The organism is Pedobacter zeae (assembly GCF_014196715.1).
Lineage (GTDB): Bacteria > Bacteroidota > Bacteroidia > Sphingobacteriales > Sphingobacteriaceae > Pedobacter > Pedobacter zeae.
In genome coordinates this window covers 743,590-761,106 of record NZ_JACIEF010000004.1, presented here as the reverse complement: position 1 = coordinate 761,106, position 17,517 = coordinate 743,590, and the positions used below count along the sequence as shown (strand labels likewise).

20 protein-coding genes and 1 tRNA gene are annotated in these 17,517 nt (G+C 39.2%); 14 read left to right on the top strand and 7 right to left on the bottom strand.

Going from position 1 to position 17,517, the window contains the following annotated elements:
• Positions 1–20 precede the first annotated feature (20 nt).
• From GGQ60_RS21855 to GGQ60_RS21840, 4 genes are read left to right on the top strand one after another with little or no spacing between them, the layout of a single operon-like run.
• Positions 21–323, top strand: coding sequence for a hypothetical protein (locus GGQ60_RS21855; RefSeq protein ID WP_183768362.1), 303 nt, complete (start codon positions 21–23; stop codon positions 321–323).
• 56 nt (positions 324–379) lie between these two features.
• Complete coding sequence (locus tag GGQ60_RS21850; RefSeq protein ID WP_183768360.1) at positions 380–931, top strand: hypothetical protein; 552 nt, start codon at positions 380–382, stop codon at positions 929–931.
• A 7-nt stretch (positions 932–938) separates the two neighbouring features.
• Positions 939–1,760 carry an HTTM domain-containing protein gene (locus GGQ60_RS21845; RefSeq protein ID WP_183768358.1) on the top strand — a complete coding sequence of 274 codons (822 nt, stop codon included), beginning with the start codon at positions 939–941 and terminating at the stop codon, positions 1,758–1,760.
• Positions 1,745–2,164: a thiol-disulfide oxidoreductase DCC family protein gene (locus GGQ60_RS21840; protein ID WP_183768356.1), complete on the top strand. Its 420-nt coding sequence runs from the start codon at positions 1,745–1,747 to the stop codon at positions 2,162–2,164. Before GGQ60_RS21845 ends, GGQ60_RS21840 begins: the two co-directional genes overlap by 16 nt.
• A gap of 73 nt (positions 2,165–2,237) precedes the next feature.
• Here GGQ60_RS21840 and obgE read toward each other — a convergent pair whose 3' ends face one another.
• From obgE to GGQ60_RS21825, 3 genes are all read right to left on the bottom strand, one after another.
• A complete protein-coding gene (gene obgE / locus GGQ60_RS21835; protein ID WP_183768354.1) occupies positions 2,238–3,233 on the bottom strand; it encodes a GTPase ObgE in 996 nt (331 codons plus the stop codon).
• Positions 3,234–3,405: 172 nt separating this feature from the next.
• On the bottom strand, positions 3,406–3,981 hold the full coding sequence (locus tag GGQ60_RS21830) for an adenylate kinase (protein ID WP_183768352.1): 576 nt from the start codon (positions 3,979–3,981) through the stop codon (positions 3,406–3,408).
• Positions 3,982–4,365: 384 nt separating this feature from the next.
• Positions 4,366–5,163, bottom strand: a complete 798-nt coding sequence (locus tag GGQ60_RS21825; RefSeq protein WP_183768350.1) for a DUF4382 domain-containing protein — start codon at positions 5,161–5,163, stop codon at positions 4,366–4,368.
• A 255-nt stretch (positions 5,164–5,418) separates the two neighbouring features.
• Here GGQ60_RS21825 and GGQ60_RS21820 point away from each other — a divergent pair, with 255 nt between their 5' ends.
• From GGQ60_RS21820 to GGQ60_RS21805, 4 genes are read left to right on the top strand one after another with little or no spacing between them, the layout of a single operon-like run.
• Positions 5,419–5,652 (top strand): hypothetical protein, encoded by a 234-nt coding sequence (locus GGQ60_RS21820; protein ID WP_183768348.1) that lies wholly within the window; start codon positions 5,419–5,421, stop codon positions 5,650–5,652.
• Positions 5,653–5,662: 10 nt separating this feature from the next.
• Positions 5,663–6,505, top strand: coding sequence for a hypothetical protein (locus tag GGQ60_RS21815; protein WP_183768346.1), 843 nt, complete (start codon positions 5,663–5,665; stop codon positions 6,503–6,505).
• Positions 6,506–6,509: 4 nt separating this feature from the next.
• Positions 6,510–7,184 (top strand): response regulator transcription factor, encoded by a 675-nt coding sequence (locus GGQ60_RS21810; RefSeq protein ID WP_183768344.1) that lies wholly within the window; start codon positions 6,510–6,512, stop codon positions 7,182–7,184.
• Positions 7,185–8,492, top strand: a complete 1,308-nt coding sequence (locus tag GGQ60_RS21805) for a sensor histidine kinase (RefSeq protein ID WP_183768342.1) — start codon at positions 7,185–7,187, stop codon at positions 8,490–8,492. It abuts the gene before it with no gap.
• A 167-nt stretch (positions 8,493–8,659) separates the two neighbouring features.
• On the opposite strand, the gene GGQ60_RS21800 is transcribed toward GGQ60_RS21805, so the two are convergent.
• From GGQ60_RS21800 to GGQ60_RS21790, 3 genes are all read right to left on the bottom strand, one after another.
• A tRNA-Arg gene (locus GGQ60_RS21800) sits at positions 8,660–8,733 on the bottom strand.
• A 99-nt stretch (positions 8,734–8,832) separates the two neighbouring features.
• Entirely contained in the window at positions 8,833–9,297 is a 465-nt protein-coding gene (locus GGQ60_RS21795) for a redoxin domain-containing protein (RefSeq protein WP_183768340.1), read from the bottom strand.
• 84 nt (positions 9,298–9,381) lie between these two features.
• Positions 9,382–10,290, bottom strand: coding sequence for an SDR family oxidoreductase (locus tag GGQ60_RS21790; protein WP_183768338.1), 909 nt, complete (start codon positions 10,288–10,290; stop codon positions 9,382–9,384).
• Positions 10,291–10,451: 161 nt separating this feature from the next.
• Between GGQ60_RS21790 and atpD the strand changes: the two genes are divergently transcribed.
• Both atpD and atpC read left to right on the top strand, forming a co-directional pair.
• Positions 10,452–11,954, top strand: coding sequence for a F0F1 ATP synthase subunit beta (gene atpD / locus GGQ60_RS21785; protein WP_183768336.1), 1,503 nt, complete (start codon positions 10,452–10,454; stop codon positions 11,952–11,954).
• Between the two features lie 81 nt (positions 11,955–12,035).
• A complete protein-coding gene (atpC, locus tag GGQ60_RS21780; protein ID WP_183768334.1) occupies positions 12,036–12,281 on the top strand; it encodes an ATP synthase F1 subunit epsilon in 246 nt (81 codons plus the stop codon).
• A gap of 118 nt (positions 12,282–12,399) precedes the next feature.
• Here atpC and GGQ60_RS21775 read toward each other — a convergent pair whose 3' ends face one another.
• Complete coding sequence (locus GGQ60_RS21775; RefSeq protein ID WP_183768332.1) at positions 12,400–13,353, bottom strand: alpha/beta fold hydrolase; 954 nt, start codon at positions 13,351–13,353, stop codon at positions 12,400–12,402.
• Between the two features lie 379 nt (positions 13,354–13,732).
• On the opposite strand from GGQ60_RS21775, the gene GGQ60_RS23080 reads away from it, so the two are divergent.
• From GGQ60_RS23080 to GGQ60_RS21760, 4 genes are all read left to right on the top strand, one after another.
• Complete coding sequence (locus GGQ60_RS23080; protein WP_260300631.1) at positions 13,733–13,867, top strand: hypothetical protein; 135 nt, start codon at positions 13,733–13,735, stop codon at positions 13,865–13,867.
• Positions 13,868–14,040: 173 nt separating this feature from the next.
• Positions 14,041–14,931 carry a branched-chain-amino-acid transaminase gene (gene ilvE / locus GGQ60_RS21770; protein ID WP_183768330.1) on the top strand — a complete coding sequence of 297 codons (891 nt, stop codon included), beginning with the start codon at positions 14,041–14,043 and terminating at the stop codon, positions 14,929–14,931.
• A gap of 286 nt (positions 14,932–15,217) precedes the next feature.
• On the top strand, positions 15,218–16,900 hold the full coding sequence (gene ilvD / locus GGQ60_RS21765) for a dihydroxy-acid dehydratase (RefSeq protein WP_183768328.1): 1,683 nt from the start codon (positions 15,218–15,220) through the stop codon (positions 16,898–16,900).
• Positions 16,901–16,947: 47 nt separating this feature from the next.
• Positions 16,948–17,514: an ORF6N domain-containing protein gene (locus GGQ60_RS21760; RefSeq protein WP_183768326.1), complete on the top strand. Its 567-nt coding sequence runs from the start codon at positions 16,948–16,950 to the stop codon at positions 17,512–17,514.
• The last annotated feature ends 3 nt before the right edge of the window (positions 17,515–17,517 follow it).

Below are 17,517 nucleotides of genomic sequence, written 5' to 3'. Positions count from 1 at the left end.
TACCTCAAAAAAAAAACGAAATGGCAAAGTCAAGCTTAACCAAGGCAGAATTAGCAATTCTTGATGCCCTAATCGCCGACCTACAAGGCGATGAAATTGTTGAATCAAATTCAGCAGCCCCACTTTTTGTTACTGCAATTGCACGTACTGCAGTACAGGCAGTTAAAGTAACCGTAAGAGCTACCCCGGTAGTTACCCAGGTAGTTGATGCAATTGGCGCGGCCAGTTCTTTGAAAGAAGATGAAATCAGCAGTCTTTCTAAAGAAGCAGATAATGGCTTATCTTTAGATAAACTGATCGAACTTCGCAAAAAATTCAATTAACAACCCAGGGGAGGGCATGTATACATGCTCTCCTTTTTTCTAACCTATCTGAAATTATGATACCGAAATTAGACCCTGCAGTTATTTATGAAACCATAGTAGCTGTTTTTCTGGCCAGCTGGTTTCTGGCAACCGTATTGTGCCAGTTCAAAGAAACCAAAATATCCTGGTTCATCAGGTATAAAATAGATCTTTTCAATCTCATCCCCTTATGGACATTTTTTGCCCCCCACCCCGGTAAAAGGGATTACCACTTATTGTTTAGAGATAAAGTAACGGAGGTTGATTACAGCGAATGGCAGGAAATGGAGATTACCGAAGAACGCACTTTCTGGTCGTGGTTATGGAACCCTGAAAAGCGGGATAAAAAAATATTATCAGATGTGGTACAGAGCCTTGTAGCGAGTATCCCTTCCTACCGCGAAAAAACAGGCAACCTTAATTTATTGATGTTTTCTACACCTTATATTATCGTATTACACGCGGTTAGTCTATACCAAAAAAGATCGCAGCGCTGTTATCGCCAGTTTATGCTGGCCGAATCATCAGGTTATCAAAAAGAAACCAAACCGGCATTAATCCTATTATCTGTTTTCCACCAAATCTAAACTAGCTATGATTTTATTTAACGATATTTCGCAAACTGTGCTCCTCATACTGAGTGTGGGTTTATTAATTTCTACCCTGGAGTACCTTAAAAAAGTACAGATTTTTTCTCCAAACGGACTTTTATCCTGGAATGTAATGCAGCTTAAATGGACCAAACAGGACCAAAGATCATTTTTAAAGCCTTTTTTTAAATTATTTAATGCATCCGGACTCACGGTTCTCTTCCTCATTAGGTGTTTACTCATCATTGGCTTATTCTTTTTCCCGCTACAGAGCACAACCGGCTGGTTATTAATCAGTTTACTTGGCGCAAGTTTATTGGTGGCATCATTGGCTACCTATTATGGCAGCGATGGTTCTGACCAGATGAGTATGCTGATTATCATTACCCTGATTTTATGTAACCTGCCTGTTTTGGCCAGCAGCAACTTAAGAGACATCGGGTTATGGTTTATCGCCCTGCAGGCTTGCTTATCTTATACGGTTGCCGGTATTGCCAAACTGGTATCCTCAGAGTGGCGCTCGGGAACAGCCATAAAAGATGTTTTCTCTACCAAAACCTATGGCTCCAAAAAAGCTACGCTCTTTTTAAAGAAATATCCTGCAGCAAACCGTTTTTTATGCTGGAACGTAATTATTATGGAAAGTATATTCCCTCTGTGTTTGTTCTTACCCTGGGAATTTGCCCTTGTATTCCTGATCTGGGGATTTATATTTCACTTTTTTACTGCAGTAATTATGGGATTGAATTCATTCTTCTGGGCTTTTATGGCCACGTATCCCGCAATTTATTTTGTTAATCACCAAATGTCATGGCATCTTTTTTAAATAGGCAGAAAGATATTATCCTGTTTGACGGTGTATGCAATTTTTGCAACCGTTACATCAATTATATTATCAGATACGATCGGGCTAACAAATTTAGTTTCGCTCCTTTGGCAAGCAAAACTGCATCGCATTTAAGCCAGCACCATCAGGTTAATTTTAACGAACTCAATAGCATTGTGTTAATAAGTGGCGATAAACTTTTAACACAATCAGAGGCCGTGTTACACATCCTTAAAAACCTGGGCACCTGGTGGTCGCCCTTAATTAACCTGGGCTACCTTATACCCGGTTGTATACGAAACCGCTTATATAAAATATTTGCCCGTAACCGATATGCTTTATTTGGGCAAACAAACAGCTGCATGCTGCCAACAGATGAGATTAGAAGTAAATTTTTAATCTAGCAGGGATCAATTTTGTAAATGCAGAATATCGCATTGATGTTCTGCAAACCAATTTATTAAGGTAAATTAAAGATTATCCTTCAATTGCTTTCCAAAGCATATCTTTCAGCTCTAAAATATTTTTTTCTGCTACTGACGAAATAAATATAGATGGAATATCTGGTAAATCCTGCTTCATTTCTTCCATCAGTTCGTCATCTAACATATCTGATTTGGTAATGGCTAAAAGATGTGGCTTTTGCATTAATTCAGGATTGTAAGATGCTAACTCGCTTTTTAGAATTTCATATTCTGCTTTAATTGAACGGCTTGTATCGGCCGGAACCATAAACAGCAGTACCGAATTACGCTCGATATGACGCAAGAAACGGTATCCCAAACCTTTACCGCTCGATGCTCCTTCAATGATCCCGGGAATATCTGCCATTACAAAAGATTTTCCACCCCTGTAACTTACAATACCCAGGTTTGGAACAATGGTAGTAAAAGGATAATCGGCAATTTCTGGTTTAGCGGCCGAAACTACTGAAAGTAAAGTAGATTTTCCTGCGTTCGGGAAACCAACCAAACCAACATCGGCTAAAACTTTTAATTCTAAAATGTTCCAAACCTCTTGTCCCTGCTCGCCGGGTTGTGCAAAACGGGGTGTTTGCTGTACAGCGTTTTTAAAATGTGCATTGCCTAAACCTCCGCGACCACCAGGGGTTAAAATTTTGGTTTCGCCATCTTTGGTAATTTCGAAAAGTACTTCTCCTGTTTCGGCATTTTTGGCTATGGTACCCAAAGGAACTTCCAATATCTCGTCTTTGCCCTGTTTGCCCGATTTATGCGAGCTACCGCCTGCACCACCATCTTCTGCGATGATGTGTTTGCGGTATTTAAGGTGCAATAAGGTCCAGATGTGGATACTGCCTTTAACAATAATGTGGCCACCACGACCGCCATCGCCACCATCAGGGCCACCCATAGAGGTTAAAACATCACGGTGTAAATGTGCTGAACCCGCCCCGCCCTTACCCGAGCGGCAACAGATTTTAACATAATCTACGAAATTAGAACCCTGCGACATATTATTATGGTTAATGTTTTATGTTTTTAACGTTGAACGTTGCGATAACAATTCCGTTAAAATTAAAGAGTTATAACGTTTTAACATTATAACTCTTTGTCTATATTTTGAAATATTCGGCTGTAAAATCTATACCACCTTTTTCCTGATATTTTCTACAGTAATCAGTAAATTAATACTGATATTGATCGATTACGGCACAAAGATTATTGTACACCGTTTCAATTTCACCGATTCCGTTTACTTTGTTCAGTTTGCCCTGTGCCTCATAATAAGGTAGCACATGGATGGTTTTATCAAAGTATTCAGAAATGCGTTTTTTTAATTTTTCGGCATCATCATCAGGTCTGCCGCTTATTTTATGCCTTTCGGCAATGCGTTTGGTAAGCTCGTCCTGATCAACATCCAATGCAATCACCCCTGCAACTTTGCTGCCTTTACGTTCTAAAAATAAATCAAGCTCTATCGCTTGCGGTACAGTACGCGGAAATCCATCAAACACGAATCCTTTTGCATCAGGATTTTTATCTACCTCTTCTTCAAGCATGGCAATTGTGATCGCATCGGGAACCAATTCTCCATCGGCCAACAATTGACTTACTTTTTTCCCTAATTCGGTTTCCCCTTTAACGTGTGCTCTAAAAAGATCACCTGTTGAAACGTGTACCAACTGATATTTTTCAATCAGTTTTTCAGATTGGGTGCCTTTACCCGCGCCCGGAGGGCCAAAGAGAACTAAATTAAGCATTCAAGTTGTTTAGGTTGTCTTCAAAAAATTAAAAAGCCTTATTCCTATGGCTCTATCCAAGTAAAAATGCAAAACACGGTATGATAGGTCAAGACATTGTTCACTTTTCAAGGCTGCAAATATATAATTATTAATTTAGATGCCATTTATAATTAACAATTTATTTAAAAAAGAGCTATTTTAATGACATTTATCTTCTTCTAAAAAGAATCTTGTGCCATTTTCATATTTAGCAGAATATTCTTCAAACACCAACTGTTTTGACCAAACATACTCATGAATTTTAAAAGCCCATAAACAATCCTGCAGGCTGATGAATAACTAAAAAACCCTCCGCAAAGGAGGGTTCGTAAAGGGGATAACAATAATAAGAAATATTATTATTTACTGCTTTAAAGTAATGGTTCCCAAAGCCGTATTTTGGCCCAATGCAACTTTCACGGCCGTTAAGGTACTGTCTCTATAGCCGGCTACAGGAGCAAACTTCACATTATAAGTACCCGATGCTAAACCACCTACGGTAAATTTCCCGGTTAGCGGATCGGCAACAGTACCTACGGTATCAGTTCCGGCAATAACCAACACTTCCGGGTGGCTTGCCAAAGGCAATACGGTGCCCGAAACTAATCCGGTGGTTGCCGCTGTAATGCCCCGCACTACCGGTTTTAATAAATATTTACCATTTCCGGTACTCACAATCGATTTCGCCGCATCAAAATCTAAAAGAAGTGTATAATTAACTCCCTCAACCAAACTTGGATTAGCCGTTAATTTCACCTTCCAGCCTGAGGTTTGTCCGCTTGGTGTTTTCAGTTCCTGTTGGATACCGTTAACTACAATGGTATTTCCGGTTTCATTAAGTACCAACCTGATTTCGGTGATCTCTCCTGAAGGCATTTCACCTGAAGCCACCAGAATATCAGGGTTACTGGTTCCAATCCTAAAATCAAGAATATCGAATATGCCGGCACTTGCTGTAAATACATAAGGTTTATCTCCCGATATCAGTACCACTTCCTTTACGCTCAGGTTAATTTTATCGAAATTTCCAGGGGCATCAGTCATTTTGATCTGTACTTTAGTAGTCCCCTGGGTTGAATCACTTTTCTTACACCCATTAAAAGTAAGCACGCCTGCCAAAACCAGTGTCGCCAATAGGGAACGAATAAATTTTGTTTTCATAACTGTAGATTTTATTAAAGTTTTATTGCCCAAAATTGACTGCCGGAAATGAAATCAACATGAAATTTTTAATTTATTTTTTTCATCTTATTTTCATGTTACCCAACTACATTTGACAGCAAAGTACCGTTGTGGCAATGGTTTTAGGTAGAAGTTTACCTCGTGATGGGTTAAACTTTTTTTTATATTTATACGATGATGAGATACTGCCTTATTTTTTGTCTGTTGGTTTTCATGCGGGTAAATGTTTCTGCTATGCAAAATAATGCATTATCGAAAGGGATATTAGCGGGCAACAACCCTCAACAGGAGCTGCCACAGGATCCTGTAAAACCCGGTAACAAGGTTACGCCTAAACAAACCGGCCCCGATGATCCTATAATTAAGCAAGTACCCAAAGCCAAAAGGCAAGTAAAACCGATGACGGTTAAGCCTAATGTCAAAATCAAACCCATAAAGATTATTAAACCCAGAATTAAAAGGCCTTAAAGTACAATCTATGCGTTTCCGTCTCTTGATTTTTGTTTTGTTTTGGGCCATAACCCGGGTACAGGCCCAGCAGGATTCTGCCAAAACAACACTTACCCTTGCATCGATGTACAATAGCAACATTAACTATTACGGACAGGTAACAACCGAAAAATATCCTTATATCTTATTCAATGCCACACTAAGATTACCCTCTGGTTTATATTTTTCGGGTGGAGGGTATAAACTCCTTAATTTCGGCCCGATTTTATCAGAAACAGACCTTGGTATTGGTTACGACCACGATTTTAGCGATAAATTAACAGCTGGTATTGCCTATTCCCACTCCTTTTTTCCGAGCAACTCGCCTTTATTGCAGGCTGCCAACAGCAATAACATCAATGCATCCTCTGCTTACACCTGGCCATGGTTTAAAACCGATCTGAGTGTCGACTTCGCTTTTGGAAAGCAAAACGATATTTTCCTAAGTTTCGACAATTCAAAGGAAATCGAATTGGGAACCGTTTTCGGCAGCAATTTAATTTCTATTACTCCGGCATTCACAATTACCGCCGGCACCACCCGCTTTTATGAAAGTTATCTGGTCGAAAAAAGTAAAAAACAACATTCAAACGGTAACGGAAAGAGCAGTTCGGCGCCCGGGATTGTAAATGGTACAACAGTTGAAATTGTAGAAAATTCGACCAGCCAATTTAAGTTATTGGCCTATAGTTTTAAATTACCGCTGAATTGGAGTTCCGGAAATTTCCTTGCAGAGGCCAGTTACCAATTTTCTTTATTGGGAAATCGAAAGGAAGCTGAAGTGAAACACCAGCAGTCTTTTTTTGGTCTTGCAGTTTATTATCAGTTTTAACAACATGAAAGTATTAATCATAGAAGACGAAAAAACACTTGCCTACGAACTGGAAAAGTTCCTCAGAAAAGCTTTTTTCCTTTGCGATTTAGCCCACAGCTTTAAACAGGGTGCAGAAAAACTGGAGCTAAACCAATATGATTATATCCTTATCGATCTGGGACTGCCTGATGGAGATGGCTTCGATCTGCTTAAAAAAGCTAAAAAGACTAATCCCGATGCAGCCTATATTATTCTTACCGCAAGAGGAAAGCTCGAAGACCGTGTTGCGGGGCTGGATATGGGTGCCGACGATTATTTAGCCAAGCCTTTTTTCTTGCCCGAACTGCAATCGCGTATGCAGGCTATTGCCCGCCGCAAATTTAAAATTGCAGAAGAACTTCTTCCCCTCGGCCTTTTCAGTATCGATCTTCAAAAACGCTTTATCTTTTTTGAAAACGAACAGATTGAGCTTTCCCGTAAGGAATTTGACCTGTTGAGCTACCTCCTCCTCCATAAAAACAGGGTACTTACCCGCCTGCAATTAAGCGAACACATTTGGGGCAATTTTGCTGATGATGATTACGATTCGAATTATATTGATGCGCACATTAAAAACATCAGAAAGAAATTAAATATTTATGCACCTACCGAATGGCTGGAAACGGTTAGGGGCGTCGGCTATAGAATCAGGAAATAATTGAAACTATCAACAAAACTTACTTTATTTATAAGCGGATCTAAACTGGCCATTGTAGGCCTGTTTATCCTGCTACTCCCTTTTCTGATCAAGCAAATTGCCAGCAACTACACTAACTTTTCCTTACGCAGCCAGCAAAAAAAAGTAATCCAGAACATCAATAATAAAGGTATAAACTATTACCTCGAAGGGGAAGATAGTTATGGTAGTTATACCATGCTTAAAGACGAGTACATTGCCCTGGAAACTGCCGCCCCTGGTTATAAAATCGATACCATAAGAGATACCAAAAGAATTGTTGAACAGGATACACTGGCTTACCGGGTGCTGAGCTTTACTTTTCACCAAAACAACAGGAATTACCTGCTTGAAATTGGTAAAACCAATGCCAGTATTAACCTGTATAATGCCGCGCTTCAGCGTTTTGCGCTATATGTGCTTATTATCCTGATTGCTTTGAGTATCGTTATCGACTTACTTTTTACCCGCCAGCTGATTAAACCACTGGGGCAAATCATTAAACTCAGACTGGCCAACACCAGGTTTCCATTTAAAAAAAATCGGGAACCTATTCAAACCAGTACACAGGATTTCAAATACCTCGACCAGTCGCTCATCTCCTTAATGGACCAGATTAACGAAGCATTTGAAAAGGAACGCGAATTTACCGCCAATGCCTCACATGAGTTTATGACACCCATCAGTATCCTGCAAAACAAAATGGAAAACTTGCTGACGGAGGAATTGGAACCCGAAACCATAGCGGAACATATTGTTGATATGATGAAAACACTGGAGCGGTTAAAGAAAATTTCGCGTGCACTCCTGTTGATTTCCAGAATAGAAAACGAACAGTTTTCCAAACAGGATCAGGTTGAACCCAAAAAATTGCTGGACGAGCTGGTGGAGGAAATAAGCCACAGGCTGGAGGAAAAAAACATCCACATCGAAATTGATCTCAAGCACAACCAAACGATAAGCGGAACAAACCACGACCTGTTGTTCCAGCTTTTCTATAACCTGGTTAATAATGCAATAAAGTTTAACCGGGAAAACGGAGAAATCCTGATTTCAGATCAAGTTGAAAAAGACAGCTATTCCATTCAGGTAAGTGATAACGGCCAGGGTATAGAGTCAACGGAAATCCCTTATATTTTTAACCGGTTTAAAAAAACCGGTCAGGCCGAAAATACGGGCTATGGCTTAGGTTTGGCGATTGTAAAAAGCATTACGAACTATTTAAACCTGCACATCAAAATCGATTCTGCACCAGGCGAAGGAACACGTTTTAAAATTTTCTTTCCCTAGAGATTATAGTCAGAAGGTATAAGCCCCAGTGGGTTTTCTCCATACCTGACGAATCAGGACCTTATACGGGCCAACTGGAAAAACAGAAAAGATATAACTATTTAAAAATAAGTTAATGATATATTGAAATAACAAAAAAAGGGAAGACTTTTCAATCTTCCCTTTAGTGCACTCGTAGGGATTCGAACCCCAAACCTTCTCATCCGTAGTGAGATGCTCTATCCAGTTGAGCTACGAATGCGTTTCCGTATCGTTAACGGACTGCAAAGGTATAATTTGATATTTTAATTTCCAATTAAATTTTAAAAAAATCTTAAAATAATTCTTTACAGCTGATGTTTTATGCCTTTAATGTATCATTAATTGCTTTGAAATCAGGCAGATCTTTTGCATTTTCCAAAACTTCAGCATAAGCAATTTTTCCCTCTTCATCGACTACAAAAGCAGCCCTTTTAGAAACACCTTTCAATCCGAAAACAAATTCGTCGTAAAAAGCACCGTAAGCTGCTGATACCTCTTTATTAAAATCGGATAACAATGGGAACTGGTAATTTTGCACTTCTTTAAATTTACCTAAAGAAAAAGGAGAATCTACAGAAATACCGATAACCTGCGCATTTATTCCTTCATAGTAGCTAAAATTATCCCTCATGGTACATAACTGCTCGGTACATGTTCCGGTAAAAGCCATTGGAAAAAAATGAATAATAACTTTTTTGCCCTTAAAAGCAGACAGGGAAACTTCTGTTAATTCGGAACTGTATAATTTAAAATCAGGAGCGGTATCGCCAACTTGTAATGCCATTTGTGTTTTTTTTATAAGTTAAATATATTTAATTGCTTTAATAATTTACTGCATCATCTGCCCAATAAACCAATAACAAATGAACTAATTTGTTTTATTCATTTGCTGGTCCAAAATTAACAATCCTTCTTCAAAAGAATGTGGATTGTATCCTAAATCTTTAATTGCCTTATCCAGCACAAACCCCGTTTTAGCAGGCCGTTTGGCTGGTTGATTTAAACTTGCAGAACTCACTTCATTAATAAACGAATCATCCAGCTTCCAATATTCGGCAACTTTTCTCACTAAATCGGCAATACTCATGTAATCTTTACCCGATATATGGTAAATTCCCCTGACATCTTTCTCAACAGCCAGCAGGCAAGCCTCGGCCAGATCTTCAGCCAATGTTGGCATGCGCCATTGGTCGTTCACCACATTTATGGGTGATGCTTTTTGTAAAGCGCCCTTGGCCCACAGCACAATATTGCTCCGGCTCATGTCATTACTAATACCATATACCAATATTGTTCTTAAAATAACATAATTTGTTTTTGAGTTTTTGATCAGCTCTTCAGCCAGCACCTTTGATTTGCCATAATAACTGACCGGATTTACAGCATCTTCTTCTCTATAAGGTCCGTTTTGGCCGTCAAAAACAAAATCGGTGCTTAAATGGATCAACCGGATATTCTTTTCTTCACATATCGCTAACAGGGTTCCAACGGCACTTACATTTAACTGCAGACAACTTTCCCTATTCACCTCACAGGTATCAACATTCGTCATTGCTGCAGTATGTATAAGTGCATCAGGTTTGTATTTTTCAATAACTTCCCTTACGCGTTCAACATCCAGGATATCTATTTCTTCATATACATACCCCTTTTTAACAGGATAGCGATTTATACCTTTAGCTGTAGCAATGAGGTTTACCCGTCTTTCCTGCAAAACTTTTTCGGTTATTTTCTGCCCCAAAAGACCGTTGCTGCCTGTTGTTAAAATGGTTTTCATACTTCCTGGATAAGCCCCTAAATTAGCGCTTAAAACCTCATTAAAAAATTTTGTAATATATATTTAAAATTCAGCAAGAATAACTTAACTTTGCCAACCGAATTGGAGACCCTATAAACAGCTTTAATTCATTGACTGTAATAAATTTACTCACAACAGATATGCCTAACTTAGGAAAAATAGCACAAATTATCGGCCCTGTGGTTGACGTTAGCTTTGCTGATGATGCCCATCTACCTAAAATTTTTGATGCGTTAGAGATAACGAAAGAAAATGGACAAAAAATTGTTTTAGAAGTTCAACAGCACTTAGGTGAAGACCGTGTACGTGCTATTTCGATGGATTCTACAGACGGTTTAGTTCGTGGTATGCAAGTAGTTGATACTGGCGCTGCGATTAAAATGCCAGTTGGCGACCAGATTAAAGGTCGTTTATTTAATGTGGTTGGAGAAGCGATTGATGGTATCAACACCGTTGATAAAACAGATGGCCGCCCTATCCACGCAACTCCTCCTAAGTTTGAAGATTTATCTACCGAAACCGAGGTGCTTTTTACAGGTATCAAAGTAATCGATTTATTAGAGCCTTATGCTAAAGGTGGTAAAATCGGTTTATTCGGTGGTGCTGGTGTTGGTAAAACAGTATTGATCATGGAGTTGGTAAACAACATCGCTAAAGCTTATGCTGGTTTATCAGTATTCGCAGGTGTTGGTGAGCGTACACGTGAAGGTAACGATTTACTCCGTGAGTTTATCGAATCAGGCGTAATCAACTATGGTGATGATTTCTTACACTCTATGGAAAAAGGTGGATGGGATCTGAACGCAGTTGACACCGAAAAATTAAAAGAATCTAAAGCAACATTGGTTTTCGGTCAGATGAACGAGCCTCCTGGTGCACGTGCACGTGTGGCCTTATCAGGATTAACCGTTGCTGAATATTTCCGTGACGGTGATGGTGAAGGCGCAGGAAAAGATATCCTTTTCTTCGTTGATAACATCTTCCGTTTTACCCAGGCAGGTTCTGAGGTATCGGCCCTTTTAGGTCGTATGCCATCTGCGGTAGGTTACCAGCCAACATTGGCAACTGAAATGGGTTTAATGCAGGAGCGTATTACTTCAACCAAACGTGGTTCAATTACTTCAGTACAGGCGGTATATGTACCTGCGGATGATTTAACTGACCCTGCACCGGCAACAACATTTGCCCACTTAGATGCTACTACAGTATTATCACGTAAAATTTCTGAACTGGGTATCTATCCAGCGGTAGATCCACTGGATTCTACTTCACGTATCCTTTCTCCAGCAGTACTGGGTGATGAGCATTACAACACTGCTCAACGTGTTAAAGAAATTTTACAACGTTATAAAGAATTGCAGGATATCATCGCGATCTTAGGTATGGATGAGTTATCAGAAGAAGATAAATTAACTGTACACAGAGCGCGTCGTGTTCAACGTTTCCTATCGCAACCTTTCCACGTAGCAGAGCAGTTTACAGGCTTAAAAGGCGTATTGGTTGACATCAAAGAAACCATCAAAGGTTTTAACATGATCATGGATGGTGAAGTTGATGAGTATCCTGAAGCTGCATTTAACTTGGTTGGTAGCATTGAAGATGCGATCGAAAAAGGTAAAAAATTATTAGCAGAAGCGAACTAAGGGAGACGTGAGACACTAGATAGGAGATATGAGAGAGACTTTGTTTCAAATCTTGTATCTCAAATCTCAAATCTATTCAAAATGAATTTAGAAATATTAACTCCAGATAAAAAAGTTTTCGAAGGTGAAGTAACTGCGGTTACGGTTCCTGGTACTTTAGGTTCTTTCCAGATTTTAAAAGACCACGCTCCTATCATCTCTACTTTAGAAGATGGAGAAGTTATTATAAAAGCAAATAAAGCTGATGAGCAACGCTTTTTTATTAAAGGCGGTGTGGTTGAAGCTATCCATAACAAAGTTGTGGTTTTGGCAGAAGGTATCGCTTAAGCTAATTAGTTGCTCCTGCTGAATTTATTTCAGCACCTGTAAAAGGCCCTGAACCACATTCAGCGTGATGAAACAAAAAGCCTCCCGATTTAAAAATCCGGAGGCTTTTTTATTTCCGCTACTGCTTAACAAAACCACAAACTGCAGCGGTAAATGCTTCGTTATTTTCATAATAGAGCATGTGCGAACCCGCTAACTGTACCACTTTCTGATTAACAAATTTATATTTTTTGTAATAATCCGGTCCAACGGCATGATCCTCCTTACCTGTAATAATTAATGCCGGAGTTTTAATTTTATTGGTCAGTAAAGCATAATCTTTAAAATATTCAGGGTATTGCTGAACCTTTGTACTATCGATCAATGGCATGAAGAGTGTCATACCGAAATCCGATGTACGGCTGTAAGAATTTTCGATACTGTCCATTTTAATAATGGTATTTACATTATGGGCAATATATTTATATCCAAGATGTGCTGCACTCAACTTTTTCCTAACCACCGCCGCACCATTCATTAGCTTTTTAAAATCGGTTTCATTTATGGTAGTATCTGTATGCAACAACCGGTATCCGTATTCAATTTGCTCCCGAATCTGACCCGGATTCATAAAATGAGCTGTTGTATTCGCCATCATAATGCCCGATAAATTCCCTGGATATTTTAATGCATAATTAATGGCCAACACACCTCCAAAGGAATGACTGAGCAGGTATATTTTCTCTACACCCAATTTTAAGCGCAGCTCTTCTATATCCTGTATCACCCGGTTTAAACTGTAATTTTTGGCATTTTGAGAATGACCTGATCCCCTTTGGTCGAGGTACACCATGGTAAGGCATTTCTCCAGCTCCGATCCTCCCATTTTTTCAAAGGAAAGAAAATCCTGACCCGGACCGCCGTGCAAATAAATACAGACCGGTCCTTTGCCGGCAATCTTTACAGCCAGTTTTATACTATCGGATGTGATAAAAACCTGATCACCCATTTTCAGGTGCGTATTCCGGTCTGATGAGGAACAAGCAGTAAATAAAGTAGCAAAAACAGTAAAAATGATCGATGTTATTTTCATAGGAATATTAATAACATCAAATTACATACTTTTCAGTTAATAGCGAAAAAGACTTATGATCAGCCTCCAACGACTTCTGTAGTACTTCTGGTATTAACCCCAAAACACCCTCCGAATTTTCAATTTTCTAAGTGCTTATGGCCATTTTAGGCAGAATATTTAAAAATTTATAATGCAAGCATAATAAACATACCGTATACCGTTTTGATTTTTAGTCTACGACTGTCGGCATTAAATAGCCATTTTAACATCTATTAAGAATAATGTTTCGCAAAACAATTATAAACAAGAATTATATTCCGTTTGAACTTTTTTCTGATTTCTCTTGCATATTAATGAACCAAAAACTAAATTGGTTTTTATAAATTACAAGATGATTATGACAGTTCAGAACAACATATTTACAACAGGCTTAACCACAAACGTGGTAGGTAACGTTGTGCTGTTATTAGTCATTTTAATTAGCCTTCTACTTGCAGATATCCTGCTAGGGAAGAAAATGGGCAGCTTTTAAATAAATAAAAAAACGAATATTTAAAGCGTCCTGATATAAACGGGACGCTTTTTTTTAAATAAAAACACACGGTATTATGAGCCATCAAATGATTAAAAAATCAACAGAACAAAACGGAATGCTGATTTAATCATATTGGACACTATCTGACTGAAAAACAACGAAATAAACCGATGAAATACTATAATTCTAATACGATTATTTACCTCGACGGAAAGTTTGAAAAGGCTGTAAATAGCAGCACTGACCTTTACGGGCAGTCGTTACACTACGGTTATGCTGCTTTTGAGGGTATTAGAGCCTATAAAACGCATAACGGCAACCGAATTTTCAAAGCTGCAGCACATTTCGACCGCCTGGAGCGTTCCTGTCAGTTGGCCAATATTCCTTTCCCATGGGATAAACAGGAATTAATTGCGGCAACGTATAAACTACTTCAATTGAACAAACTGAAAGATGCTTATATCCGTCCCTTGGTATTTTGCCATCCGAATATGAAACTGAACGAACCTACCGGCGTTTCAATATTAATCTGCGTATGGGAATGGGATGCTTATTCAGGCAACAAACTGTTAAATTTAACCATTTCTGATTACGAAAGGCCAAACCCAAAATCGACTCCGATGGAAGCGAAATTGAGTGGCAATTATGTTAATTCCATATTAGCTACCACTGCGGCAAACATTAAAGGATACGATGAAGCATTGTTACTGGATATGCATGGCTTTGTTGCAGAAGCGTCGGGTGCAAATATTTTCATCGAAAAAGACGGTAAACTTTATACTCCATCATTAGGCAATATTTTACCCGGCATTACCAGGGCAACAGTTAAAGAACTTTGTGCAGTATTAGATATCGAATGCATCGAAAAAAAACTCACTGTTGAAGATTTAAAAAATGCCGATAGTGCCTTTTTATGTGGTACGGCAACAGAAATTGCCGGTATAGCTTCAATTGATGACATTGTTTACCGCCCTTTATGGCGCGAATCAATCGGCTACACCATACAAAGGGCTTATAAAAACCTGGTATTGGAAAAAGTAAATTACGAGGTAATTATATAACCAGAATCAGGAAAATCAGGAGCCCGAAGCTGAAAAATAGAAAAATACAATAAAATAGTTCTTTGCATTATTCAAGAAGTTAGTATGTTTGTGGTTCAGTCGAAGACATGAATATAAACGCAAACATTATTAGCAACCTAATTATTGTCATTTCTCAAAAGAGAGGTGGAAATCGTTGCGTATAATAATAAAAATATACCCTATCGAAACCGCCTCCCGAAATGAGGCGGTTTTTTTTTGCCTCAAAATATTACAACTAACAGAACCAGAATATACATTTTAAACAATGAGCGAATTAAACAAGTACAGTAAAACATTTACACAAGATCCAACACAACCGGCTGCACAAGCCATGCTTTATGGAATCGGCTTAACCGATGCTGACATGGCCAAAGCACAGGTCGGTATTGCAAGTATGGGTTACGATGGTAACACCTGTAACATGCACTTAAACGACCTTGCAAAAGACGTCAAAACCGGGGTCTGGAAAAATGATTTAGTGGGCTTGGTTTTTAATACCATTGGCGTGAGCGATGGAATGAGTAATGGTACCGATGGGATGCGTTACTCTCTGGTAAGCCGCGATGTAATTGCAGATAGTATCGAAACCATTTGCGGTGGCCAGTACTACGATGGCGTAATTGCTATCCCGGGCTGTGATAAAAATATGCCGGGTGCCATTATGGCGATGGCCCGTTTAAACCGTCCTTCAATTATGGTTTATGGCGGTACCATTGCACCAGGCCATTACAAAGGTGAAGAATTAAACATTGTTTCGGCTTTTGAGGCTTTGGGACAAAAAATCTGCGGTAACCTTTCAGAAGAAGATTATCAGGGCATCATCAAACATACCTGCCCTGGAGCCGGTGCCTGTGGAGGTATGTACACCGCAAATACAATGGCTTCGGCCATTGAGGCTCTAGGAATGAGTTTACCTTATTCTTCTTCAAACCCGGCCATCAGCCCGGAGAAAAAACAAGAATGCTTAGATGCCGGTAAATACATAAGGGTTTTACTGGAAAAAGATATTAAACCATCTGATATCATGACGCGGAAAGCGTTCGAAAATGCAATCCGTACCATCATCGTATTAGGTGGAAGTACCAATGCTGTTTTGCATTTTATCGCTATGGGCAAAGCCATCGGTGTAGAAATTACACAGGATGATTTCCAGAAAATGAGTGATGTAACACCGGTACTTGCCGATTTTAAACCGAGTGGAAAATATTTAATGCAGGATTTACACCAATATGGAGGTATCCCTGCTGTATTAAAATATTTATTGAATGAAGGTTTATTACACGGCGATTGCCTTACCGTAACCGGAAAAACCGTAGCAGAAAACTTAGCGGATGTAAAATCCATTATGGACTACGATCAGAAAATTGTTCAAAAATTAAGTGAACCCATCAAAGCAACCGGTCACCTGCAGATCCTTTACGGCAATCTGGCAGAAAAAGGCTCGGTAGCGAAGATCAGCGGTAAGGAAGGTGAAAAATTTGAAGGTCCGGCTCGGGTGTTCGATGGTGAACACGATTTAATTGCCGGCATTTCAAGCGGCCGCGTTCAGCCCGGCGATGTAATTGTGATTAAAAATGCGGGGCCGGTTGGTGCTCCCGGTATGCCAGAAATGTTGAAACCAACTTCGGCCATTATCGGTGCAGGTTTGGGTAAATCTGTTGCTTTAATCACCGATGGACGTTTCTCGGGTGGTACACATGGTTTCGTGGTTGGCCACATCACCCCCGAATCCTATAAAGGTGGTTTAATTGGCCTGGTAGAAGATGAAGACAGGATTCTGATCGATGCTGTAAACAACATCATCAGCCTGAAAGTTAGCGAAGAAGTAATCGCCGAGCGGAGAAAGAACTATGTTCAGCCAGCATTAAAGGTAACAAAAGGTGTTTTATATAAATATGCTAAAACAGTATCGGATGCGGCCAGTGGTTGCGTAACCGACGAATACTAAAATCAAAAAATCATCCCCTGATTCATTTGATTACTAAAAAATAGATTATGCAGATAATTAAAAGTATTCAGAACAGGATTTATGAGATCCGGGGAGAAAGAGTAATGTTAGATTTCGATTTGGCGTTGCTGTATGAAGTTGAAACCAAAGCACTAAATCAAGCCGTAAAACGTAACATTAAGCGTTTTCCTGATGATTTCATGTTTCAGTTAACTACGTATGAGTGGCAGGATATTGCTACACAAATGGATAGTTTGCTCAGCAACAACATCAACACGAACCGGTCACAAATTGTGACCGGTTCGCAAAAACACAGAGGTAATCTACCCTATGCCTTTACAGAGCAAGGTGTAGCCATGCTAAGTGGTGTTTTAAAGAGCGATAAGGCGATTAACATGAATATTGCCATTATGAGAGCCTTTGTGGATGTTCGGAGGGTTTTGCTGAAACAAAGCAACATAAACGAGCAACTAACAGAAATTAAGGAACGGATTGGTGAACATGATGTTCAGTTAAGTGAGCTTTACGATGCGATGGAAAATCTGATCGACGAAAAAATTGCTCAATTAAAATGGAACGATAGACAAAGAATTGGGTTTAAAATTAAAGAATAGTAG

Excerpts from the sequence above, each read along its gene's own strand:
- GGQ60_RS21855 (WP_183768362.1), top strand. The coding sequence starts at position 21 with ATGGCAAAGTCAAGCTTAACCAAGGCAGAATTAGCAATTCTTGATGCC.
- GGQ60_RS21850 (WP_183768360.1), top strand. The coding sequence starts at position 380 with ATGATACCGAAATTAGACCCTGCAGTTATTTATGAAACCATAGTAGCT.
- GGQ60_RS21845 (WP_183768358.1), top strand. The coding sequence starts at position 939 with ATGATTTTATTTAACGATATTTCGCAAACTGTGCTCCTCATACTGAGT.
- GGQ60_RS21840 (WP_183768356.1), top strand. The coding sequence starts at position 1,745 with ATGGCATCTTTTTTAAATAGGCAGAAAGATATTATCCTGTTTGACGGT.
- obgE (WP_183768354.1), bottom strand. The coding sequence starts at position 3,233 with ATGTCGCAGGGTTCTAATTTCGTAGATTATGTTAAAATCTGTTGCCGC.
- GGQ60_RS21830 (WP_183768352.1), bottom strand. The coding sequence starts at position 3,981 with ATGCTTAATTTAGTTCTCTTTGGCCCTCCGGGCGCGGGTAAAGGCACC.
- GGQ60_RS21825 (WP_183768350.1), bottom strand. The coding sequence starts at position 5,163 with ATGAAAACAAAATTTATTCGTTCCCTATTGGCGACACTGGTTTTGGCA.
- GGQ60_RS21820 (WP_183768348.1), top strand. The coding sequence starts at position 5,419 with ATGCAAAATAATGCATTATCGAAAGGGATATTAGCGGGCAACAACCCT.
- GGQ60_RS21815 (WP_183768346.1), top strand. The coding sequence starts at position 5,663 with ATGCGTTTCCGTCTCTTGATTTTTGTTTTGTTTTGGGCCATAACCCGG.
- GGQ60_RS21810 (WP_183768344.1), top strand. The coding sequence starts at position 6,510 with ATGAAAGTATTAATCATAGAAGACGAAAAAACACTTGCCTACGAACTG.
- GGQ60_RS21795 (WP_183768340.1), bottom strand. The coding sequence starts at position 9,297 with ATGGCATTACAAGTTGGCGATACCGCTCCTGATTTTAAATTATACAGT.
- GGQ60_RS21790 (WP_183768338.1), bottom strand. The coding sequence starts at position 10,290 with ATGAAAACCATTTTAACAACAGGCAGCAACGGTCTTTTGGGGCAGAAA.
- atpD (WP_183768336.1), top strand. The coding sequence starts at position 10,452 with ATGCCTAACTTAGGAAAAATAGCACAAATTATCGGCCCTGTGGTTGAC.
- atpC (WP_183768334.1), top strand. The coding sequence starts at position 12,036 with ATGAATTTAGAAATATTAACTCCAGATAAAAAAGTTTTCGAAGGTGAA.
- GGQ60_RS21775 (WP_183768332.1), bottom strand. The coding sequence starts at position 13,353 with ATGAAAATAACATCGATCATTTTTACTGTTTTTGCTACTTTATTTACT.
- GGQ60_RS23080 (WP_260300631.1), top strand. The coding sequence starts at position 13,733 with ATGACAGTTCAGAACAACATATTTACAACAGGCTTAACCACAAACGTG.
- ilvE (WP_183768330.1), top strand. The coding sequence starts at position 14,041 with ATGAAATACTATAATTCTAATACGATTATTTACCTCGACGGAAAGTTT.
- ilvD (WP_183768328.1), top strand. The coding sequence starts at position 15,218 with ATGAGCGAATTAAACAAGTACAGTAAAACATTTACACAAGATCCAACA.
- GGQ60_RS21760 (WP_183768326.1), top strand. The coding sequence starts at position 16,948 with ATGCAGATAATTAAAAGTATTCAGAACAGGATTTATGAGATCCGGGGA.